The sequence below is a fragment of the Streptomyces atratus genome, assembly GCF_014648655.1.
GTDB lineage: Bacteria > Actinomycetota > Actinomycetes > Streptomycetales > Streptomycetaceae > Streptomyces > Streptomyces atratus.
Map to the genome: position 1 here is coordinate 445,498 of NZ_BMRN01000003.1, position 21,986 is coordinate 467,483.

At 69.7% G+C, this 21,986-nt stretch carries 17 protein-coding genes and 1 pseudogene; 13 read left to right on the forward strand and 5 right to left on the reverse strand.

Features of this window, described 5'->3' with window-relative positions; genetic code table 11:
• Positions 1–366: 366 nt before the first annotated feature.
• Both IEZ15_RS07710 and IEZ15_RS07715 read right to left on the reverse strand, forming a co-directional pair.
• Positions 367–1,683, reverse strand: a complete 1,317-nt coding sequence (locus tag IEZ15_RS07710; protein WP_189275223.1) for a polysialyltransferase family glycosyltransferase — start codon at positions 1,681–1,683, stop codon at positions 367–369.
• Positions 1,680–2,660, reverse strand: coding sequence for a glycosyltransferase family 2 protein (locus tag IEZ15_RS07715; RefSeq protein WP_189275225.1), 981 nt, complete (start codon positions 2,658–2,660; stop codon positions 1,680–1,682). Before IEZ15_RS07715 ends, IEZ15_RS07710 begins: the two co-directional genes overlap by 4 nt.
• Before the next feature lie 208 nt (positions 2,661–2,868).
• On the opposite strand from IEZ15_RS07715, the gene IEZ15_RS07720 reads away from it, so the two are divergent.
• The 4 genes from IEZ15_RS07720 to IEZ15_RS07735 are packed head-to-tail and all read left to right on the forward strand — an operon-like array spanning position 2,869 to position 7,538.
• Complete coding sequence (locus IEZ15_RS07720; protein WP_189275227.1) at positions 2,869–4,218, forward strand: DUF6716 putative glycosyltransferase; 1,350 nt, start codon at positions 2,869–2,871, stop codon at positions 4,216–4,218.
• Between the two features lie 35 nt (positions 4,219–4,253).
• Entirely contained in the window at positions 4,254–5,486 is a 1,233-nt protein-coding gene (locus IEZ15_RS07725; RefSeq protein WP_189275229.1) for an acylneuraminate cytidylyltransferase, read from the forward strand.
• A gap of 49 nt (positions 5,487–5,535) precedes the next feature.
• A complete protein-coding gene (locus IEZ15_RS07730; RefSeq protein ID WP_114246236.1) occupies positions 5,536–6,471 on the forward strand; it encodes an N-acetylneuraminate synthase family protein in 936 nt (311 codons plus the stop codon).
• An 11-nt stretch (positions 6,472–6,482) separates the two neighbouring features.
• Entirely contained in the window at positions 6,483–7,538 is a 1,056-nt protein-coding gene (locus IEZ15_RS07735) for a hypothetical protein (RefSeq protein ID WP_189275231.1), read from the forward strand.
• Between the two features lie 171 nt (positions 7,539–7,709).
• Here IEZ15_RS07735 and IEZ15_RS07740 read toward each other — a convergent pair.
• Both IEZ15_RS07740 and IEZ15_RS07745 read right to left on the reverse strand, forming a co-directional pair.
• Positions 7,710–8,078: pseudogene (locus IEZ15_RS07740) on the reverse strand (type II toxin-antitoxin system VapC family toxin).
• 5 nt (positions 8,079–8,083) lie between these two features.
• Positions 8,084–8,326 (reverse strand): type II toxin-antitoxin system Phd/YefM family antitoxin, encoded by a 243-nt coding sequence (locus tag IEZ15_RS07745; RefSeq protein WP_189275233.1) that lies wholly within the window; start codon positions 8,324–8,326, stop codon positions 8,084–8,086.
• 246 nt (positions 8,327–8,572) lie between these two features.
• Here IEZ15_RS07745 and IEZ15_RS07750 point away from each other — a divergent pair, with 246 nt between their 5' ends.
• The 9 genes from IEZ15_RS07750 (at position 8,573) to IEZ15_RS07790 (ending at position 18,503) form a co-directional block, all read left to right on the forward strand.
• A complete protein-coding gene (locus tag IEZ15_RS07750) occupies positions 8,573–9,208 on the forward strand; it encodes a hypothetical protein (protein ID WP_189275235.1) in 636 nt (211 codons plus the stop codon).
• A gap of 140 nt (positions 9,209–9,348) precedes the next feature.
• Complete coding sequence (locus IEZ15_RS07755; protein ID WP_114246239.1) at positions 9,349–10,575, forward strand: amidohydrolase; 1,227 nt, start codon at positions 9,349–9,351, stop codon at positions 10,573–10,575.
• 138 nt (positions 10,576–10,713) lie between these two features.
• Complete coding sequence (locus IEZ15_RS07760) at positions 10,714–11,754, forward strand: BMP family lipoprotein (RefSeq protein WP_114246240.1); 1,041 nt, start codon at positions 10,714–10,716, stop codon at positions 11,752–11,754.
• Between the two features lie 265 nt (positions 11,755–12,019).
• A complete protein-coding gene (locus IEZ15_RS07765) occupies positions 12,020–13,612 on the forward strand; it encodes an ABC transporter ATP-binding protein (protein WP_189275237.1) in 1,593 nt (530 codons plus the stop codon).
• Entirely contained in the window at positions 13,609–14,724 is a 1,116-nt protein-coding gene (locus IEZ15_RS07770) for an ABC transporter permease (protein ID WP_114246242.1), read from the forward strand. Before IEZ15_RS07765 ends, IEZ15_RS07770 begins: the two co-directional genes overlap by 4 nt.
• On the forward strand, positions 14,721–16,010 hold the full coding sequence (locus IEZ15_RS07775) for an ABC transporter permease (RefSeq protein WP_114246243.1): 1,290 nt from the start codon (positions 14,721–14,723) through the stop codon (positions 16,008–16,010). Before IEZ15_RS07770 ends, IEZ15_RS07775 begins: the two co-directional genes overlap by 4 nt.
• Positions 16,007–16,405: a cytidine deaminase gene (locus IEZ15_RS07780; RefSeq protein ID WP_114246244.1), complete on the forward strand. Its 399-nt coding sequence runs from the start codon at positions 16,007–16,009 to the stop codon at positions 16,403–16,405. Before IEZ15_RS07775 ends, IEZ15_RS07780 begins: the two co-directional genes overlap by 4 nt.
• A 132-nt stretch (positions 16,406–16,537) precedes the next feature.
• A complete protein-coding gene (locus IEZ15_RS07785; RefSeq protein WP_189275240.1) occupies positions 16,538–17,815 on the forward strand; it encodes a thymidine phosphorylase in 1,278 nt (425 codons plus the stop codon).
• A 97-nt stretch (positions 17,816–17,912) separates the two neighbouring features.
• Positions 17,913–18,503, forward strand: coding sequence for a Uma2 family endonuclease (locus IEZ15_RS07790; protein WP_189275243.1), 591 nt, complete (start codon positions 17,913–17,915; stop codon positions 18,501–18,503).
• Positions 18,504–18,608: 105 nt separating this feature from the next.
• Here IEZ15_RS07790 and IEZ15_RS07795 read toward each other — a convergent pair whose 3' ends face one another.
• Positions 18,609–21,941: a S8 family peptidase gene (locus tag IEZ15_RS07795; RefSeq protein WP_444545159.1), complete on the reverse strand. Its 3,333-nt coding sequence runs from the start codon at positions 21,939–21,941 to the stop codon at positions 18,609–18,611.
• Positions 21,942–21,986 lie beyond the last annotated feature (45 nt).

A 21,986-nucleotide genomic window follows, 5' to 3' on the forward strand; every position in this document is an offset into this window, starting at 1 on the left:
CGACGCGCCGCGTGCGCCCGCATGTCACACGGGAATCCTGACTGACGCCGAGCACGATCGCAGAGCCGGTGCTGAGTCCACAACGGGTGTTCTTTTCGGTGATCGTGATCCGGACATGTGCGGCGGTGAACGCGCGGTGGATTTCCCGCATGCCCGAGGGGAATTTCCCCCGATAAGGAAAAGGGAGCGGCGAATGCGCCGTGCGACGGCCGGGGGAACGGTGCCTCCGCTCGCCGCAATGAATGGCAATCGGATTTTCCGTCGATCGTCGACGTGGCTGGTACGGCCCTCTTGGCATTCTCGGCGTGGCATCAAGGCCGTGGGTGCGGCCGGCCGCTCGCCCGGAATCCGGGCGAGCGGCCCTCGTCAGCGCAGTACGGCCCGCCCCAGCCGGCGAGCACGGCGCGCCGTCCGCCGCAGGGCCGGATTGCGCGAGAGCGTGGCGAGTCTGCCGGGCAGACCACCGGGGAGCCCGAGCACCGTCAGTTTGCGACGGGAGAAGAACTGCTGCTCGTCCGGTGTGACGCCGTCCTCGAGATACGCGGCGGCGTCCGGCCTCAGATGCGGGTAGATCCGCGGCTGCATCATGAACCCGAGGGTGGTCACGAGCCGGCCCGGATCCCCAGGCGTCCGGGTGCGCCCCGTTTCGAGTTCGGGCAGCAGGGTGTGGGCGAGAACCGCCGGTACACGATTGCTGTTCTGGAGCGGGGTCAGGCGCTTCAGCAACGCTCCCGTCCCGGTGCGGGCGGTGTCCAGACCGTACAGCTGCCGGGCGGTGAAGAGCGCGGTGGAGAAGCAGCCCACGACGACTGCCGGGCGCAGCTGCTCGTACAGCGTCTCGGCGAGCACCGGCACGTCGAGAACGGTGAGTTCCACACCGAGCCGTCCGGCCTCGGACTCCAGGAGACGGGACCAGCGGGCGGGTGCCGTCGGATGGGGCTTGAAGACGATTCTCCGGTGCCCGAGCGCCGCGGCGCCACGCAGCATCCGCAGATGGAGTTCCTCTTCCTCCTCCGTCGTGAGGATCTCCAGCGCCGAGAGGTACTGGCCGAGAAGGAGCGCCGGACTGTCGTACGGGACCTTCGGCGCGGGCGAGACCGCTCCGACTTCCCCGAGGACCCTGCGGAAGGTGTCACCGGGGATGATCTGCGACTCCACGCCGAACTCCGTCAGCAACAAGGGCTTCAGACCCGGCACCAGATCGAGGTGGAGAAGCCGGCGCACGCGTGTACCGAGCAGCGGATCGAGCTTGATCCGGGTGGGCCCGTAGCTCATCAGCCCGTCCGCGTACACATCCACGGCCGCGCCCATGAAGATCCCGGTGACGGCGAGAGCCGGGTTGACCTGGATGGATTCGACGGTGAACTCGACGTCGTCGTCGCCGAGCCCCCACAGCCTGCGCAGATGGCGTTCCCAGAGCGGGACGTCCTCGGGCCGTGGGGACCAGCCCGACGGATGGAACGGTTCGATCGCCGCGTTCCAGGAGAGAACGTCGTCGAACCGGCCGCGCAGCGCCTCGAAGCCCGGCATCGTGTCGAGCGCCGGTGCGACCTCGGGGACGGCGGCGTTGTTGCTGATCAGCAGGATGCGCCGGTCCGCGGGCCGGACCAGGCCCGCGTCGATGGCCGCGGCCACGGTGGCCGCACCGTAGAGGGTGGACGCGCAGAAGATCTGGGTGGTCATGCGGTGGCCCCCGCACCTGCGAAGGGCCGGCGGCGCAGCCGCCGCAGTCGGGCGGACCTGTCGGTACCCATGGAATTGATCGTCTCTTCCAGAATGTTCTGCGGCATACGGTGCAGCGCGGCCGCACTCATGGTGAGAAGGCGGCGGGCCACGGCCGGTTCGAATTTGGAGATCCCCGCCAGGTGGTGGGAGATGATCGCGCAGTAGGTGCGTACGGCCTTCGGCAGCAGCGCGTCGGCCTCCGGATCCTGCGCGGTCTCTTCCAGCACCTGATCGAACGCGCGGATGAAATCGAGCTGCCGGATGTCGCCGATCTGGGTGAGTGAGGAGGCGACACCGCGCCGGTAGAACACGCCGAGCAGCCCGACCGCGGCGAACGACTCCGCCTCCCGGTGCAGCCGCCAGATCCACGGCCGGTCCTCGGCGGTGCGCAGCCCGTCCGTGAAGTGGATCAGACCGCGCTCGACCAGGCGGCGGTGATAGGCACCGGCCCAGGCGAACGGGTAGTCGACGGAGGTGGTGCGGCCGACCGGGAGAATCGCGTCGCGCGGACGCATCGGCACGTCGCGCAGGCCGTGGGGCACCCGGCGCACGGTGCGTGCCTTGGCGGTGCACTGCACGTGGTCGGTCCGTACGAAGTCGCAATCCAGACGGTCCATCGCGTCGACCAGGGCGGCGCAGTGTCCGGGAGCCAGCCAGTCGTCGCCGTCGAGGAATGTGACGTACCGGCCGCTCGACGCGTCGAGACCCGTGTTGCGGGCGGTCGCCAGCCCCTGGTTGTGCTCGTGCTGTCTCAGGACCACCCCCGGGATCTCGTCCCGCGCCCGGCGCAGGATGTCCGCGGTCCCGTCGGTCGAGGCATCGTCGACGAGGATGAACTCGAAGTCCTCGCGCGCATTGGCACGCAGGCTTCTGAGGGTGTCGGGGGCATATGTCTGCACGTTGTAGAACGGCACGATGACGGAGAGCTTAACCACCCGCGTCACGCTAAGGGCGGGTTCGGCATTTACCTTGTCCCGGAAAAAGACTGCGGGTGAACGACGCATGTGGGGATAGTGAACCGGCGTGAATACGTGGGTTGCCCGGCCATTTTGTGAGTCGATTAGCCAACCGTCGGTGGTCTGTTAACCATCTGTTGCCGTCACGTTGGGCTGCGAATCGAAATGCCTTCCTAAGTTCTGGGACGTGCCCCCACGTACCGAAAAGACGACCGCCCTCCGGGTAGCCGTACTCGCCGACTCCGACACCCGCTGGAAATGGGGCGCGCTCACCGCGCGCCGCCTCACCATCGACGCGTCCGGGACGTCGGCGCAGCGCGTCGAGATCAGCGGACTGCTGCTGCGCGGCCGGGCCACCCCGACCCCGCGCCAGCTCGCCGAGGTCGGCGATGTCGGTATCGATGCCGACCGGGTGCGTGAGGTGACGGCCGTCGAATTCCTGCACACGGTCCGGGACGAGGGATACGACGTCGTCGTACTCGCTCTCGTCGGGGGAGCCGTCCAGGCGATGCTGCACGGCCTCGCCGCGCTGCGGCTGCCCGCCAGGCCCGTCGTCGTCACCGGCTATGTCGGCGTCGTCTACGAGAAGCTCGCCGACGGACTGCTGCTGCGACATGGCGCGGATGTCGTCCTCGCCAACTCCCGCCACGACGCGGAGCGTTTCCGCACGGTGTACGAGGGAGTGGGCGCCGATGCCTCGGCCGTCACCGAGGCCGCGCTGCCGTTCCTCGGCGGCGAGCCGCACCGCCCGCAGGAGGGCCGCGACACGGTCGTCTTCGCCGCCCAGCCCTCCGTACCGGCCTCCCGCGCCGACCGTACGTATCTGCTGCGCAGGCTCGTCGAGCACGCCAGGCTGCACCCGGACCGCGAGGTGCTGCTGAAGCTGCGCTCCAAGCCAGGCGAGCACACCACGCACATCGAGGAACTCCCGTACCAGCGGCTCGCGGAGAAGCTGCCCGGCGGACTTCCGCCCAACTTCCGTCTGGTGTACGGGCACATGGGCGAGGTCCTGGACCGCACCGACCTGCTGGTCACGGTCTCCTCGACCGCCGCGCTGGAGTCCCTGCACCGGCGCATCCCGACCGCGATCCTCACCGACCTGGGCGTCCGCGAGGCCCTCGGCAACCACCACTTCATCGGCTCCGGACTGCTCACCTCCTGGGACCACCTGGACGGCGGCCACCGCCCGGAGCCCGACGGCGCATGGCTGGCCGGCCAGGGCGTCGCCGCCGACGGCACGTACGCCACGGCCTACGACAACGCCCGCGCACGCGTCGAAGCCCTGCTCGCCGCCGCCCGCCTGCCCGACCTCGCCCCGTACTACACACCCGCCACCGCCCCCGGCTACCTCCCCGGCATCCTCGCCCGCCACCACCTCGCCCCCGACGGCCACCCGCTGCCGGGAGCCGAACGGCCCCGCGAGGTCAGCGGAGTGCGCGGCGCGGTCCGTGACGCGGTCCGGGAAGCGGCGCGCGGCGCGTACCGCCAGGGCGTCCAGCGGGTCGCCCCCGTCATCCGGCGGATGGGCGAGCTGTGAACACCTCCACTTCCACCACGACACCAGGAGCAGCGATGACGCCGCCCACCGTGCTCGCCGTGATCCCCGCCCGCGGCGGATCCAAGGGCGTCCCGGCCAAGAACCTCGCCCAGGTCGGCGGCGTACCGCTGGTCGCCCGTGCCGTACGCGCCTGCCTGGCCTCCCGTGAGGTCACGGACGTCGTCGTGACCACCGACGACGCCGCCATCGCCGACGCGGCCCGCGCCGCCGGCGACACGCTGGGCGCCCCGGAGCGGGTGCACATCGTCCAGCGTCCGGCGGCCATCGCGGGGGACAAGTCGAGCAGCGAGGACGCGGTGCTGCACGCCCTGGACGCGTACGAGGCGATGCACGACCGGAAGGCCGACGTGGTGCTGCTGGTCCAGTGCACCAGCCCCTTCGTCGTGCGGGAGGACATCGACGGCGTCGCCGCGGCCGTCGCCCGCGACGGCGCCGACACGGCGGTCACGGTGGCCCCGTTCCACGGCTTCCTCTGGCGCGACGGCAGTGCGCTGGAGGAGGACAACCACGGCGTCAACCACGACAAGTCCGTCCGGCAGATGCGCCAGGACCGCCCGGAGGACCTGCTGGAGACCGGCACCGCGTACGCCATGAACGCCGCGGGCTTCCGTGTCCACCGCCACCGCTTCTTCGGCCACACCGCCCTGGTGCGCACCGACGCCGCCCGGGTCCTGGAGATCGACGACCCGCACGACCTGGCCCGCGCCCGCGCCCTCGCGCCGCTCCTGGACCCCTCACCGCTGCCCACCCGGGACGACATCGACGCGGTCGTCCTCGACTTCGACGGCACGCAGACCGACGACCGGGTCCTCATCGACGCCGACGGACGCGAGATCGTCGCCGTACACCGCGGCGACGGCCTGGGCATCGCGGCCCTGCGCAAGGCCGGAATGCCGCTGCTGATCCTCTCCACGGAACAGAACCCGGTCGTCGCGGCCCGCGCCCACAAGCTCCGCATCCCGGTCCTGCACGGCATCGACCGCAAGGACCTGGCGCTCAAGCAGTGGTGCGACGAACAGTCCATCGCCCCGGAACGTGTCCTCTACGTCGGCAACGACGTCAACGACCTGCCGTGCTTCGCGCTGGCCGGCTGGCCCGTCGCGGTCGCGAGCGCCCATGACTCGGTACGCGCCGCGGCACGCGCCGTCACGACCACCCCCGGCGGCTTCGGCGCCATCCGCGAGATCGCGGCCTGGCTGCTGGGCCCCACCCTCTCGACCACAGCTCCCACCCAGTCCCCCAAGTAACTCACCCCCCAAGCACCCCCCCCAGTCCCCCAAGTAAGGAACGCACCTCATGAGCACCTCCCGTCTGCGCACCCTCGGCACCCGCACCGCAGGCCCGGGCCGGCCCGTCTACGTCACCGGCGAGATCGGCATCAACCACAACGGCGACCTCGACAACGCCCTCGCGCTGATCGACGTGGCGGCCGAAGCCGGCTGCGACGCCGTCAAGTTCCAGAAGCGCACCCCGGAGATCTGCACCCCGCGCGACCAGTGGGACATCGAGCGCGACACCCCCTGGGGCCGGATGACCTACATCGACTACCGCCACCGCGTCGAGTTCGGCGAGGCCGAGTACCAGGCCATCTCCGAGCACTGCGCCAGGCGCGGCATCGACTGGTTCGCCTCCCCGTGGGACACCGAGGCCGTCGCCTTCCTGGAGAAGTTCGACGTCCCCGCCCACAAGGTGGCCTCGGCCTCCCTCACCGACGACGAACTCCTGCGTGCCCTGAGGGCGACCGGCCGCACGATCATCCTCTCCACCGGCATGTCGACCCCGCGCCAGATCCGCCACGCGGTCGAGGTCCTGGGATCGAACAACATCCTTCTCTGCCACGCCACTTCGACGTACCCGGCCAAGGCCGAGGAGCTGAACCTCCGGGTCATCAACACCCTCCAGCAGGAGTACCCCAACGTCCCGATCGGCTACAGCGGCCACGAGACCGGCCTCCAGACGACCCTCGCCGCCGTCGCCCTCGGCGCCGCGTTCGTCGAGCGCCACATCACCCTCGACCGCGCCATGTGGGGCTCCGACCAGGCCGCCTCCGTCGAGCCGCAGGGCCTCACCCGCCTCGTCCGCGACATCCGCACCATCGAGGCCTCGCTCGGCGACGGCATCAAGAAGGTGTACGAGTCCGAGCTCGGCCCGATGAAGAAGCTCCGCCGGGTCGCGGGCGTCGTCGCCGAGAGCGCCGAGGCGGCCCCGGCCGCCGAGCCGGTCGCGGTCTGACGGGCCGACCGGTGAACCTCGCCTTCGTCGAGAGCCCGGTCCAGCTCCTGAACGTCCTGGAGTGGGCCTACACAGAGGGAGGCGACGACCATGTCCTCACGGACGTCACGGTCGTCGTCCTCCCCCCGGTCGACCCGATGTCGCGCGGCCAGCTGCGCCGGATGGCGGAGCTGGCCCGCGACGAGGGCGTCAACGTCCGCTGGCAGGAGGCGCGCGGCGGTGCCGGCGCACCCCTGAAGAGCCTGCGAGACCTGTCCGGACTCGTCCGCAGGGCGGAACACGTCGTCATCGGAGACCCGTTCTCCCGGTACGTACAACTCCTGCTCACCATGGTCCGGGCCCGCCGCCTCACCGTGGTCGACGACGGCACGGCCACCATGGAGTTCGTCGCCCAGCTCGCGCGCGGCGAACGCCTGGTGCGCTGGCACCGCAAGGGCAGCTCGGGCCCGCGCGAACTGGTCCTGGCCCCGGTCACGGCCCGCGCCCGCAGCCGCTTCACCCCGTCCGCCACCCGTACGGTCGAGGTCTTCACGGCGATGCCGGTCGAGGCTCCGCCCGGCGTCACCGTCACTCCCAACACCTTCGCCTGGACCCGGGCCCGCTTCGGCCCGCCGCTGCTCACCAAGGGCGCGGACCTGGTCGGCACCTCGCTCGTCGAGACGGGCGTGGTCGACCAGGCCCAGTACCTGGAGGCCGTCGCGGCCCTGGCCCGCACCCATGGGGCCACCCGCTACTTCGCGCACCGCCGCGAGTCCACCGACAAGCTCCACGCCCTGGAGGCCGCCACCGGCCTGGAGATCGTCCGCCCCGACCTCCCCCTGGAACTCATCGCCCGCCGCGGACCCATCGGCCGTACGGTCCTGAGCTTCCCCTCCACGGTCGTCCACACCCTGCCCCTCGCCCTCGTCGGCACGGACGTCAAGGTCGCGGTCTGCGACATCGCCCCGGAATGGCTCCGCGACACGGCATCCCCGCGCGCCCAGGGATTCCTGTCGGGGGTGACGGAGACGGCTCGCGACGTGCAACGGCTGGCCCCGTGGCGCGCCACGGCAGTGACAGAGGCATAGGACGCATCAGGCGGACACCCCTGGCACGGGGCGTCCCTGTAGGCGCGCGGGAAGGCGACCTGGCGTGACGTCACCGCTGAACAAGGACGTATCGACGAAAGCAGGGCCTGCCACGGTCGTCCACACGCTGCTCCCGCCCTGGCCCGCACCGAGGCGAAGGGCGCAAAGTCCTCAGACGGGCATGACCTGCACGTCGTAGGAGGGGATCCACTTGTCGCGGGTCAGGACAGTCATACCCTCGGTCCGGGCCTGTGCGATCAGTATCCGGTCGAACGGATCGCGGTGATGTGCGGGCAGTCTGCCCGCCCGCACGCCGTGTCCCGAGGTGATCGGAAGCGAGGTGAACTGGCTGTCCCGTGCCCGTTCAGCCAGGTCCTCGGGACCTTCGAGCTTTCCGAGGGACTGCTTGATCGCGATCTCCTACGGGGTGACCGCGCTGGCGAAGACCGAGGGCTCCGTGTCCAGCAGGTGTTTGATCTCGTCGGTGAGCTCGGCGGAGTCGTCGAGCCACCACAGGACGACAGGGGTGTCGAGCAGCATCTTCCTCAGCGCATCCCGAAGGCGTCGGCAAGGTCGTCCGGCAGGTCGTCGAAGTCCTCCCTGATGTGGATCTGTCCCTTGAGTGAGCCGCGCCCGGTCCGCTTCACCCGGGCATGGAGCGGCACGACCTCGGACGCCGGTTCTCCCGCTTTGGAGATCACCACTTCCTCGCCTGTGGCCACCTGTTCCAGGATGCGCGAGAGGTGGGTCTTGGCCTCATGGACGTTGTACTGACGAGCTGCTTCCACGGCTGCCTCGCAGGGACGGATCGGCGGGTGGACCAACCACTGGACCAAGTGTCCCCCGCGATCCGGAGGCGTGCGTCGGTGACGGCTCTTGCCTGCCGGGTCGGGGGTGGCGGTCGGTGCCGATGCCGTACGCAAGCCCGAGCAGGTCGTGATGGATCACCCTGACTCGTAAGTGGCTTACACCCAGGGTTCGTTGGGGGTAAGCCCTGATAGTGGGAAGGGTCCGCCGGGCACGAGCATCGACGCATGACGACGATGCGGATGGCGGCGGAGCGACAGCATGCAACAGCCGGTACGGATGGTGTGGCCGGGGTGACGCTGGGAACGGCCCTCCTCGCGGGGCCGGTCCTGATGGCGGGGTACGGGGTGGTGCGGCTGGTCGGGCGCGCCGTCAGCGATTACGGGCCCGGTGTGTGGTGGACGCTGGCGCACCTTCTGTTCCTGGCCGGGGTGCTCGCGTTCGTGCCGGTGTTCCTGGGGCTGCGGAAGACCGCCGTGGTGCGTGGCGGCAGGCGGGTCGCCGTCGAGGTGGCGGCCTGGGCCGGGCTGGTCGGGGCGGCGGCGGTGGCGGTCCAGGCGGTGATCGACCTGGCGGTCGCGTTCGTAGCGGCGGACAAGCAGGCCATGAGCGAGATGTTCGACCGGGTGCAGGGCGTGCCCGGTGTGATGCCGTTGGTCTACACGGTGGTGCCGTTGCTGTTCTGGTTCGGACTGCTGGCCCTCATCACCCTGCTTGCGTTCTTCCGCCGGGACCTGGTCCGGGCGTGGGCTCCCGTCGCGGTACTGGCCGGGGTCGTGCTGACGGCCATGAACCTGGATCTGCTGCCGATCGGTGCCCTGTGCATCGGCCTGGCGCTGCTGCCGGTGCGCCGCAGCCAGTAGAAAATGGGTGAGTTTACCCACCTCCATCTCACGCCACACGCTCCGACGCCACATTTTGTTCGTCTATGCGGCTGAACTTTTGTTGATCTGTGGCCAGTTGAGGGGTCAAGGGCCTTACTCTTCACCAGGTGAACCAGTTGATGTCCCGCGATTCCGATGCCCAGCTGCCCGGGGACGAGGCGCTGCCCGGCACCCTGCCCGAGCCCTTGCGTGCCGAACTGATCGCCTTCCGTCGCGACTTGCACATGCACCCCGAGCTGGGCAACCAGGAGTTCCGTACCACCGCGGCCATCAAGGCCCGGCTGGAGAAGGCGGGGCTCGAACCCCGGGTGCTCGACACGGGGACGGGGCTCATCTGTGACGTGGGAAGCCGGAGCGGCGACCCGCGGCCCATGCTCGCTCTGCGCGCGGACATCGACGCATTGCCCATCCCGGACACCAAGGCGGGCGTCCCGTACCGCTCCACCGTCCCCGACCGGGCGCATGCCTGCGGGCACGACATCCACACCACCTCGGTCCTCGGCGCCGGGCTGGTGCTCGCCGAGCTCGACCGGCGGGGGCTGCTCCCGAACCCCGTACGGCTGATCTTCCAGCCGGCCGAGGAGGTACTGCCCGGCGGGGCGCCCGACACGATCCTGTCCGGGGCGCTGGAGGGCGTCGGGCGGATCATCGGGGTGCACTGCGACCCGAAGGTGGACGTGGGGCGGATCGGGCTGCGGGTCGGGGCGATCACCTCGGCCTGCGACCGGCTGGAGGTGTCGCTCGACGGTCCGGGCGGCCACACCGCCCGCCCGCACCTGACCACCGACCTGGTCACCGCCGCCGCCAAGGTCGCCACCGAGGTGCCCGCGCTGCTGGCCCGCCGGGTCGACGCACGGGCCGGGCTCGCCGTCACCTGGGGGCGGCTGGAGGCCGGTCACGCCTGCAATGTGATCCCGCAGCACGCGGAGCTGTCGGGCACCGTCCGCTGTCTGGAGCTGGCCGCCTGGCGGGAGGCCCCCGACCTGGTGCACGCCGCCATCGACGAGGTGGCCGGGATGCACGGCGCCAAGACGGTGATCAACTACGTCCGGGGCGTCCCGCCCGTCGTGAACGACGCCGCCGTGATCGATCTGCTCGCCGAGGCGATGACCGCCCGCCGCGGTTCGTATGCGATCGAGGACACCGAACAGAGTCTGGGCGGCGAGGACTTCTCCTGGTACCTGGAGCACGTCCCCGGGGCCATGGCCCGGCTCGGGGTCCGTACCCCCGGCGACACTGCCCGGCTCGACCTGCATCGCGGTGATTTCGACGCGAACGAGGAGGCGATCACGGTTGCTGTGGAGCTCTTCACTGCCTCCGCGTTGCTCGACGGCAACCATCCGTAACCGGACAGGTCACCCCCCGTTCGCGACGATCCGATAACGGCTTCCGTACAGGGCTTTATCTGACATCTACGCGCGTTACGATCGCCGCGAAACCAGCGCCGGAAGAGGCGCTTCGGTCAGGTTTGAAGGAGCCTTCCCTTGCGCCGGGTATCCAAGATCACCGCTGCGTGTGCTGTCACTGCGGCTCTCGCGCTCACCGCCACCGCGTGTGGCGAGTCGTCCACCGAGAGCTCCGGCTCCGACAAGGGCAAGATGAAGATCGGCATGGCCTACGACGTGGGCGGCCGTGGCGACAACTCGTTCAACGACTCCGCCGCGCGTGGTCTGGACAAGGCCAAGTCCGAGTTCAGTGCCGAGACGAAGGAGCTCACCGCCAAGAACGGTGAGACCCCCGCCGACCGTGAGCAGCGTCTGGAGTCGCTCGCCGAGGGCGGCTACAACCCGGTCATAGCGGTCGGGTTCGCGTACAAGGACGCGGTCGACAAGATCGCGGCCAAGTACCCGAAGGTCAGCTTCGGTCTCGTCGACTCGGTCGCCACCGCGAAGAACGTCGACAGCATCGTCTTCACCGAGGAGCAGGGCTCCTACCTCGCCGGTGTCGCCGCCGCGCTGAAGTCGAAGGACGGCCAGGTCGGCTTCATCGGCGGTGTGGACCTTCCGCTGATCAAGAAGTTCGCCGCGGGCTTCCAGCAGGGTGTCCTGGACACGAAGCCGAAGGCCAAGGTGCAGATCCAGTACCTGTCCACCGGTTCGGACCTGTCCGGCTTCGGCAGCCCCGACAAGGGCAAGGAAGCCGCCAAGGGCATGCTCGACAAGGGTGCGGACGTCATCTTCGCTGCCGCGGGCGGCTCGGGTGCCGGTTCGATCGAGGCCGTCGCCGGCAAGAAGGGCGCCTGGTCCATCGGCGTCGACTCCGACCAGGCGCTCGACCCGGCGCTGTCGAAGTACAAGGACACGATCATGACCTCCGTCGTCAAGAACGTCGACACCGGCGTCTTCGACCTGGTCAAGTCCGTCAAGGACGGCAAGCCGGTGACGGGCACGCAGGCGTACTCCCTGGCCAAGGGCGGCGTCAGCCTGACCACCACGGGTGACCACCTCAAGGACATCCAGGCCCAGCTGGACGCGGCGAAGAAGAAGATCGTCGACGGCTCCATCACGGTCAAGACCACGACCTGATCCGACCCGTCGATCGGGGCCCGGGTGAGCCGCTTCGGCTTCGCGCGGGCCCCGATTCACGTACGGCTTCCCTCGCATCCGCGGTAGCCGTACGCACACTGTCCGCCACCTGTCATCAGGTGGCCAACGATTCGGCGGCGCTACGCGCGTAGCGTCCGCCGGGCGCGGTACCTTTTTTCGCCCCCACCGCCTCCGTCCCATCGCCTCCGCCCTCCGCTCCTGCCAAGGAGAGTGCGTCATCAACGCGTCCAGCAGTCCTCATGCCGTGGAGCTCCGCGGCATCACCAAGCGGTTCCCCGGAGTCGTGGCCAACCACGACATCGACATCACCGTGCGCCGCGGCACCGTCCACGCTCTCGTCGGCGAGAACGGCGCCGGCAAGTCCACTCTGATGAAGATCCTGTACGGCATGCAGAAGCCGGACGAGGGCACCATCGCGGTGGACGGCGAGCAGGTCTCGTTCCACAACCCCGGCGACGCCATCGACCGAGGTATCGGCATGGTGCACCAGCACTTCATGCTCGCCGACTACCTCACGGTCCTGGAGAACGTCGTCCTCGGCTCCGAGAAGCTGCACGGGATCGGCGACCGGGCCCGCGCCAAGATCAAGGAGATCTCCGACGCCTACGGTCTCGGTGTCCGCCCGGACGCCATGGTCGAGGACCTCGGGGTCGCCGACCGGCAGCGCGTGGAGATCCTCAAGGTCCTCTACCGAGGCGCCCGCACCCTGATCCTCGATGAGCCCACCGCCGTCCTCGTACCGCAGGAGGTCGACGCGCTCTTCGACAACCTGCGCGAGCTCAAGGCCGAGGGCCTGACCGTCATCTTCATCTCGCACAAGCTGGGCGAGGTGCTGTCGGTCGCCGACGAGATCACCGTCATCCGGCGCGGTACGACGGTGGGCACCGCCGACCCGAAGCGCACCACGACCAAGCAGCTCGCCGAGCTGATGGTCGGCAGCGAACTCCCGTCCCCGGAGACCCGCGAGTCGACCGTCACCGACATCCCGATGCTGACCGTCGAAGGGCTGCGGCTGACCGCCACCGACCCGGACGGCGTGGTGCGTTCGGTGCTCGACGGCATCGGCTTCACCATTCACAAGGGCGAGGTCCTCGGCATCGCGGGCGTCGAGGGCAACGGCCAGTCCGAACTGGTCGACGCGATCATGGGCATGCGCCACCTCGACACCGGCGTACTCACCCTCGACGGCGTCGACATCTCCCGCACGCCGACACGCAAGCGCCGCGAGGACGGCATGGCCGTCATTCCCGAGGACCGTCACCGGCACGGACTGCTGCTGGAGGCCCCGCTCTGGGAGAACCGCATCCTCGGCCATGTCACCGAACGCCCCAACAGCAAGGGTGCGTTCCTCGACCTCAAGGCCGCCCGCGCCGACACCGAGCGGATCGTGCGCGAGTACGACGTCCGCACCCCTGGTATCGAGGTCACCGCGGCCTCCCTCTCCGGCGGCAACCAGCAGAAGCTGATCGTCGGCCGCGAGATGAGCCACGACCCGAAGCTCCTGATCGCCGCGCACCCCACCCGGGGCGTGGACGTCGGAGCCCAGGCGCAGATCTGGGACCAGATCCGCGAGGCACGCCGCGAAGGACTGGCGGTGCTGCTGATCTCCGCCGACCTGGACGAGCTGATCGGGCTCTCCGACACCCTGCGCGTCATGTACAGAGGCCGTCTGGTGGCGGACGCCGACCCGGCGACCATCACTCCGGAAGAGCTCGGCTCGGCGATGACGGGCGCGGCCACCGGCCACCTCGAAGCGCCGGACGAGACACCTGAGCCGGACGACTCCGGTGCCGAAAGCACCGACACCGACCCCCGGAACGGGGGAGAGGACCGATGAAGAAGATCGACAAGGAGCGGCTGCTCCTGGGGATCGCGGCCCCCGTACTCGCGATCGTGGTCGCCTTCCTGGTGACCGCACTCGTGCTGGCCGCCACCGGCAAGGAGCCGTTCAGCGCCTTCGGCATCATGTTCGACTACGGGATGAAGTCGGACAGCCAGGTCTACATCCTGAACAAGGCGACGACGTACTACCTCGCGGGTCTCGCGGTGGCCGTCGGCTTCCGGATGAACCTCTTCAACATCGGCGTCGACGGCCAGTACCGCCTCGCCGCCTTCTTCGCCGCCGCCGTCGGTGGCGCGCTGACCCTGCCGGGCGCCCTCCAGATCCCGCTGATCATCCTCACCGCGATGATCGTCGGTGCGATGTGGGCCGGGATCGCCGGTGTTCTCAAGGTCACCCGGGGCGTCAGCGAGGTCGTCTCGACGATCATGCTGAACGCCATCGCGACCGCCATCATCGGCTATCTGCTCCAGCAGGGCCGCCTCGGTCACCTCGACGAGGCCGGCACGAAGATCTCCACCACTCCGCTCCCGGAGTCCTCGCACTTCTTCGAGTTCCCGACCACCCCGTCGCCCGTCTGGGGCTTCATCGTGGTCGCGGTCGTCGCGGGCATGGCCTACTGGTTCACGCTCTCGCGCACCCGGTTCGGCTTCGATCTGCGTACGGTCGGCCAGTCCGGCTCCGCGGCCGAGGCCAGCGGTGTCGATGTGAAGAAGATGGTCGTCACGTCGATGCTGATCTCCGGCGCGGTGGCCGGCCTGGTCGGTATGCCGACGCTGCTCAACGACAGCTACGAGTACAGCGGCGACTTCCCCATCGGCATCGGCTTCACCGGCATCGCCATCGCCCTCCTCGGCCGTAACCACCCCATCGGCATCGCGCTCGGCGCGCTGCTCTGGGGCTTCCTGGAGCGCGGTACCGGAAAGCTCGAGTTCGAGGGGTACGACAAGGAGATCGTCGGCGTCATCCAGGGCGTCATCGTCCTGTGCGTCGTCATCGCCTACGAAGTCGTCCGTCGCTACGGACTCAAGCGCCAGCAGAGCAAGGTCGGCGCGGAACTCGCCGCACAGGCCGCCCGTAACTCCGACCAGCAGGAGGTGTCGGCGTGACCGCCACGGCGACTTCCACCCCGCCGCCCGCGGCCCCCAAGGTCTCCGGTGGCAAGGGCGGCCGCACCCGCCTCTCCTTCCCCGTCGTTCTGCTGATCGTCGCGGGCGCGCTGCTCGCGCTGTCCGCGGTACGCGCCATCACCGGCGCCCAGGACGTCACCTCGGCCGGGCAGATCAGCGCGGCGCTCGCGATGGCCGTGCCGATCGGGCTCGCCGGTCTCGGCGGCCTGTGGGCCGAGCGGGCCGGTGTGGTCAACATCGGCCTCGAAGGCATGATGATCCTGGGCACCTTCTTCGGTGCCTGGGCCGGCTGGCAGACCAACCCGTGGCTCGGCGTACTGGCCGGCGTCATCGGCGGGGCGCTCGGCGGGCTGCTGCACGCCGTAGCGACCGTCACCTTCGGCGTCGACCACATCATCTCCGGTATCGCCATCAACATCCTGGCGCTCGGCTTCACCACCTACTTCGCCAAGCTCTGGTTCAACTCGGGCGAGGCGGCGGCCAAGGGCGGCAGCCCCAAGCAGTCCCCGCCGGCCGACGACATCACCTCGGTGACGATCCCGGGCCTCTCCGACTGGCTGCACTCCATCGAGAAGCACCACTGGTTCTTCGTCTCCGACCTGGCCGGCGTCATCGGCGGCCTGGTCACCAATGTGTCGCTGCTGACGATCCTGGCCGTGGTCCTCTTCGTCCTCACGTTCTTCGTGCTGTGGAAGACCTCGTTCGGGCTGCGGCTGCGCTCCTGCGGCGAGAACCCGGTCGCCGCCGAGTCGCTCGGTGTGAACGTCTACCGCTACAAGTACATCGCGGTGATCGTCTCCGGCGGCATGGCCGGCCTCGGCGGTGCCTTCCTCTCGCTCGTCACCTCGCACATCTACAACGAGGGCCAGACCGGCGGCCGCGGATACATCGGTCTCGCCGCGATGATCTTCGGCAACTGGCGGCCCGGCGGGCTCGCCATGGGCGCCGGCCTGTTCGGCTTCGCCGACGCGCTCCAACTGCGCAACGGAGGCGAGTCCGTCCACGCGCTGCTCCTGCTGCTCGTGGTCGTGCTGGCCGTGCTCGCCGCCTGGAAGCTCTACCGCAAGAGCTTCGTCCAGGGCGCGGTCAGCGCGGTCATCGCCGCCGCGGTGCTGGTCTGGTACCTCGCCACGGACACGGTGCCCACCGAGTTCGTGAGCGCCACCCCGTACATCGTCACGCTGCTCGTCCTCTCGCTCTCCGCCCAGCGGCTGCGGATGCCGAAGGCGGACGGCATGCGCTACCGGAAGGGCCAGGGCAAGTGACGGCCGCCGCGGAGGTCGACTGGGCGGCGCTGCGTAGCGCCGCACGGTCCGTCATGACACGTGCGTACGTTCCCTACTCGCACTATCCGGTCGGCGCCGCGGCCCGCGTCGACGACGGCCGGACGGTGTCCGGCTGCAACGTCGAGAACGCCTCGTACGGCATCGGGCTGTGCGCCGAGTGCGGCCTGGTCTCCCAGCTCCACGCCACCGGTGGCGGGCGGCTGACCCACTTCACCTGTGTGGACGGGGCGGGCGAGATCCTGGTGCCGTGCGGCAGGTGCAGGCAGTTGCTGTACGAGTTCGGCGGGCCGGAGCTGATCCTGGAGACGCCGGACGGCTTGCGCACGCTCGACGAGATGCTGCCGCAGGCGTTCGGACCGGACCATCTGAAGTAGAGACCATCTGCAGCAGCACCACCGTGGCCCTCCTGCCCGTCGGGAGGGCCACGCCCATCTCAACCCTCTATGCGCGTAGAGTCATTCAGGACTCTTGCGTACGTACGTATCGGCCGGAAGGACTCCCAGGACATGGACGCCATCTCCGTCATCCGCACCAAGCGCGACCGGGGCGAGCTGACCCCCGAACAGATCGACTGGGTCATCGATGCCTACACCCGCGGCGAGGTGGCCGACGAGCAGATGTCCGCGCTGGCCATGGCGATCCTGCTGAACGGTATGAACCGTACGGAGATCGCCCGCTGGACCGCCGCCATGATCGCCTCCGGCGAGCGGATGAACTTCGACTCGCTCTCCCGCCCCACCACCGACAAGCACTCCACCGGCGGCGTCGGTGACAAGATCACCCTGCCGCTCGCCCCGCTGGTCGCCGCCTGCGGCGCCGCCGTTCCTCAGCTCAGCGGCCGCGGACTCGGCCACACCGGCGGCACGCTCGACAAGCTGGAGTCCATCCCCGGCTGGCGCGCCCACCTCTCGAACGCCGAGATGCTGGGCGTCCTGGACACCACCGGCGCCGTGATCTGCGCCGCCGGTGACGGGCTCGCCCCCGCCGACAAGAAGCTGTACGCGCTCCGCGATGTCACGGGCACCGTCGAGGCCATCCCGCTGATCGCCAGCTCGATCATGTCCAAGAAGATCGCCGAGGGCACCGGCGCACTCGTCCTGGACGTCAAGGTCGGCTCGGGCGCCTTCATGAAGACCATCGAGGACGCCCGCGAGCTGGCCTCCACCATGGTCGCGCTGGGCACCGACAGCGGAGTTCGGACGGTCGCGCTGCTCACCGACATGGCCACCCCGCTCGGCCTGACCGCGGGCAATGCCCTGGAGGTGCGCGAGTCGGTCGAGGTACTGGCCGGCGGCGGCCCGAAGGACGTCATCGGCCTCACCCTGGCCCTCGCCCGCGAGATGCTGGACGCGGCCGGGCTGGGGGACGCCGACCCGGAGAAGGCCCTCGCCGACGGCTCCGCGATGGACGTCTGGCGCCGGATGATCTCCGCCCAGGGCGGCGACCCGGACGCCACGCTTCCGGTCGCCCGCGAGCAGCACGTCGTGACGGCCCCGTCCACCGGCGTACTGACCCGCCTGGACGCGTACGACATCGGCGTCGCCGCCTGGCGCCTCGGCGCGGGCCGGGCCCGCAAGGAGGACCCGGTGCAGGCGGGCGCGGGCATCGAACTGCACGCCAAGCCCGGTGACACGGTCACGGCCGGACAGCCGCTGCTGACGCTGCACACCGACACCCCCGAGAAGTTCGACTACGCGCTGAAGGCCCTGCCCTCCTCGTACGACATCGCCCCGGCCGGTACGGACTTCACGGCCACCCCCGTGGTGCGGGAACGTATCGCCTGACCTGCGGCTTCCTCGTTCGGGTGAACGGGACCGGTGGACTGCCGCCGGTCCCGTTCGGCATGCTGGACTCGGTGACGCACCGATAGAGGAGACCGCCATGGGCGCACTCACCGTCGACCCCGCGCCGGGCCACGGCCAGGACTGGGACGACCTCGTCCGGATCTGGGAGGAGACGGACGCACCCGAGGGCTGCAAGGTGGAGATCATCGAGGGGATCGTCACCGTGTCGCCACCGCCGTCCAAGGACCACAACACCACCGCGGAACTGCTGCAGCGCAGGCTCTACTCCGTGATCCCGGAGGACTGGGGGATCTACCAGACCCTCGGTGTCGCCGTGCCGGGCCGCGCCGGGCTCTACATCCCCGATCTCGCCGTCGTGCCGCGTGCCGTGGCGACCGGGCCTGGAAACCGCGTACCGGCGGAAGAGGCCCGGCTCGTCGTCGAGATCACCTCGCAGGCCAATGCCAACCACGACCGCATCGGCAAGGCGCACGGATACGCGAAGGCCGGTGTCGAACTCTTCCTGCTCCTGGACCCCTGGCACTCCGGCCGCCCCACCGCCACCTTGTACGGGGAACCCGCCGACGGTATCTACCGGGTCCTGGACGCGGTCGAGTACGGGGAGAAGCTGACGCTTCCCGAGCCGTTCGCGCTGGTACTGGACACCGGGTTCTTCCCGGCCGGCTGAGAAGCGATGCCGTGCCGGTCCCGTGGGTGCGCGAACGGCCCGCCGGAACGGAGTGATCCGTCCCGGCGGGCCGCTCTCATACGGTCGGTGCGCCTATCGGCTCACTTACTTGCCGAAGTACGCGTTGTAGATCGACACCGACGACTTGTTGCCCTGCTTGTCGGTGACATCGGCCCGGTACGAGATGGACTTGCCCTTGGCCGGGTTCTTCACGGAGAGCTTGCCCGACTTGACCGTGGTCTTCTTCCAGGTCTTTCCGGCGTCGTAACTGACGTACACCGTCAGTGACTTGAGGTTCTTGCCGGCGGCCGCACCCTGCACCGTCACGGGCACGGAAGCGGTCCGGCCGGCCGTGACCCTGCTGTCCGCGGTGACGTTGGGTGTGAACCGCACCGTGGAGACCGGCAGCATGGCCGGGCCCGAGGTCCGCTTGGAGCGGAAGGTCCAGCTCGCGTCGATCCGGGTGGAGACCGGGGATAGTGCGGTGCTGCGCCGCATCGAAGTCGTCAGCCGGTAGTCGGCGGCGGCGGACGGCACAGCGATGGGGGCCAAGCCCGTCAGCGGGTCCTCGTTCTGGGCGAGCTTCTTGCCGTTGCGGTACAGGACCGTCTTGGCCGAACTGTAGGCGGAATCACCGAGGTTGCCGCGCCCGTCGGCCACCAGCGGAAGCTTGCCGACGATGTCGTCGCCGTCGCGGAGGATGCCGTACTCGGAGCCGACCGCGGGGCCGAACACCGCGGTGTTGACCTTCTTCGTGTAGGACTTGCCGGCCTTCAGGGACTGCGGGGCGATGGAGTACTGCGCCTCGGTCACCGGGTAGCCGTCCTCGTCGGCCGGGCCGTTCTGGCTGAAGCCGAAGCTCCACTGGGCCTTGTCGGCGGTGGAGACATAGACGGTGGCGGTGCCGGGGATCTTGTGGAGGGAATAGGCCGCCCAGCCGCTGGCCATGCCGGGCAACGTGCCAGACGGGGCGATCTCACCGGTCTTGCCCTTGGCGGGCGAGCCGAGAGTGAGGCTGACCTCGGCCAGTTGGCCGGTGGTGTACTTCCGTTCGAAACCGGTGGCTGCCTGGGTCACCGGACCGCCGGCCGCGATTTCGTACCGGGTCGAGGTTCCCTTGCTCCAGCTGCCGAGCCAGTGCTGGGAGAGCGAGCCGTCGGTGACCTTCGGTCCGAAGTGCGCGGTGCGGAAGTTCTTGTACGTGTCGAGGATCCAGCTGTAGGTGTAGCCGGTGTCATCGGTCGTGAACTGGAGGTCGGGCGCGGCCAGCAGGGACTTCGTCCCGGTGGCGGGCACGGTGATGTTCACCGGCTTCGCCTTGCGCGCGTCGAGCGTCACGGTGAGGTTCTTGGTGACGTCCAGCTTTGGCTGCGCCAGCCAGTCAGTGCCCTTGGAATAGTCCTCGGGGTCGACGGTGACAGCCCCGTTCAGCGCGTAACCGCCCCTGGGGAGACGGATCTTGGCCGTGCCGTTGGTGCTCGTCGGGGAGAGCAACTGGCCGAGCGCCGTTCCCGAGAGGCCGTAGAGGTCGGTCTGGGCGAACTCGGCAGGCTTGCCGTCGCGCCCGATCGTCCTGACGGTGAGGTCGTACGACTCGATCTCGCGATCGACCGCGGCCGCGGTGCGGACGCTCTGGCCGCCGCCCGTCCCGACGACGTACGCGGAGTACGTGCCGTCGTCCGAACCGCCTAGCTTGGTGTTCACGGTCAGCGGCACATCAGCGGTGCCGCCCGCGGGGACGGTCACCTTGTCGGCGCCGAGGGCGAAGAAGCCGGCCGGGGCGGGCTTGCCCTTCGGACCGGTGGCCGTGACCGCGAGGTCGAGGGTGACGTCCGTCGTACCGAGGTTGCGGTACGTCAGCTTCTTGCTGACCGGGGTGTCATCGGTGTGCGGCCACTGCTGCACACCGAAGCTCACCGAGACAGGGTCGGCGACGACGGTCTGGGCGATCGCCTTGTCGACGGCGATCCGGCCCGAGCCCTGCTCGAACGGTGTGTACGCGCCCGGCTTCGTCGAGGCCGTGAGCGCGCCCTTGAGCTCGGCGTACTTCCACTGCGGGTGCTGCTGCTTGAGGAGCGCCGCGGCGCCCGCGACGTGCGGGGTCGCCATCGACGTACCGGAGATCGTCAGATAGCCCGGCGGGTTCTGCCCGACCTCCTGGTCGATGGCGGAGCCGGGTGCGGCCGCCGCCGTGATGTCCACGCCGGGGGCGGTGACATCGGGCTTGATCGCGCCGTCGCCGTTGCGCGGGCCGCGGCTGGAGAAGTCGGCCAGCTCGTCGTTGTCGTCGACCGCGCCGACGGTCAGTGCGGCGTCCGCGCTGCCCGGGGAGCCGACCGTGCCGGCGCCGGCGCCCTCGTTGCCCGCCGCGATGGCGAACAGGACGCCCTTGTCGGCCGACAGCTTGTTCACCGCCGCTTCGAGCGGATCGATCTCGGGGGTGTCGCCGCCGCCGAGGCTCAGGTTGATGATGTCGGCGCCCTGCGCGACCGCCCACTCCATGCCGGCCAGGATGCCGGAGTCGTCGCCGAAGCCGTCGTCGTCGAGCACCTTGCCCTCGAGCAGCTTGGCGTCCGGGGCGACGCCCTTGAACTTCCCGCCCGACTTGGCGCCCGTACCGGCCGCGATCGAGGACACATGTGTGCCGTGCCCGACGCGGTCCTTGGTGTCGGGGGAGGAGGTGAAGTTCTTCGTGTCGAGGATCTGGCCCTGGAGGTCGGGGTGGGTGGTGTCCACACCGGTGTCCAGGACGGCGATCTTGACGCCCTTTCCGGTGTAACCGGCCTTCCACGCGGACGGCACACCGATCTGCGGCACGCTCTTGTCGAGGCTCGCCTTGCGTACGCCGTCCAGCCAGACCCGGTCGATACCGGCGGCCGTGGTGCGCTGGGCGCCGTGCGAGGGCTTGCTGGTGAGCGCGTGCCAGACGTCCTGGGCGTCGTGCTCCGGTGTGGTCACCGACTCGGCGTTCAGCGACTTCAGGGTCCGGCCGACCCGGGTGGAGCCGGCGTCACGGACCTCCGCCTTCGCGGCCGCCGCCTGGGCTCCCCGGTAGGCGACGATGAGCTTCAGGCCCGCCTTCTGGGCCCTGCGGTTCTCCGCACGGTTCAGCTCGGTGACGTCGAACAGCCGGCGGTCCAGCTTTCCGGAGCTGATCAGCTGGTGTGCGTCGGCCGGGACGAGCAGGGTGTGCCCGTCGTGTATCTGTCGCTGCACGGGTATGTTCTCGCGCCCCTTGGCGGGCCGGAAGCCGACGACCCGGCCCTTGGCGTCCACCGAGACGCGGTCGCCGGTGATGAGCGTCAACTGGTGCCGGGCCACGGACTTGGCGTCTGCCGGGCGGCCCGCGTCGGGTTGTGCCATGGCCGGGGTGGTCATCCCGGCTGCGAGCGCCACGGCGGCCGCCGTGGCGATGGTCGAAACACACGCGCTTCTCACGTGTCTGCGCAACTCTCCCCCTGGAGAATCAGGCGGCCCCCTGGG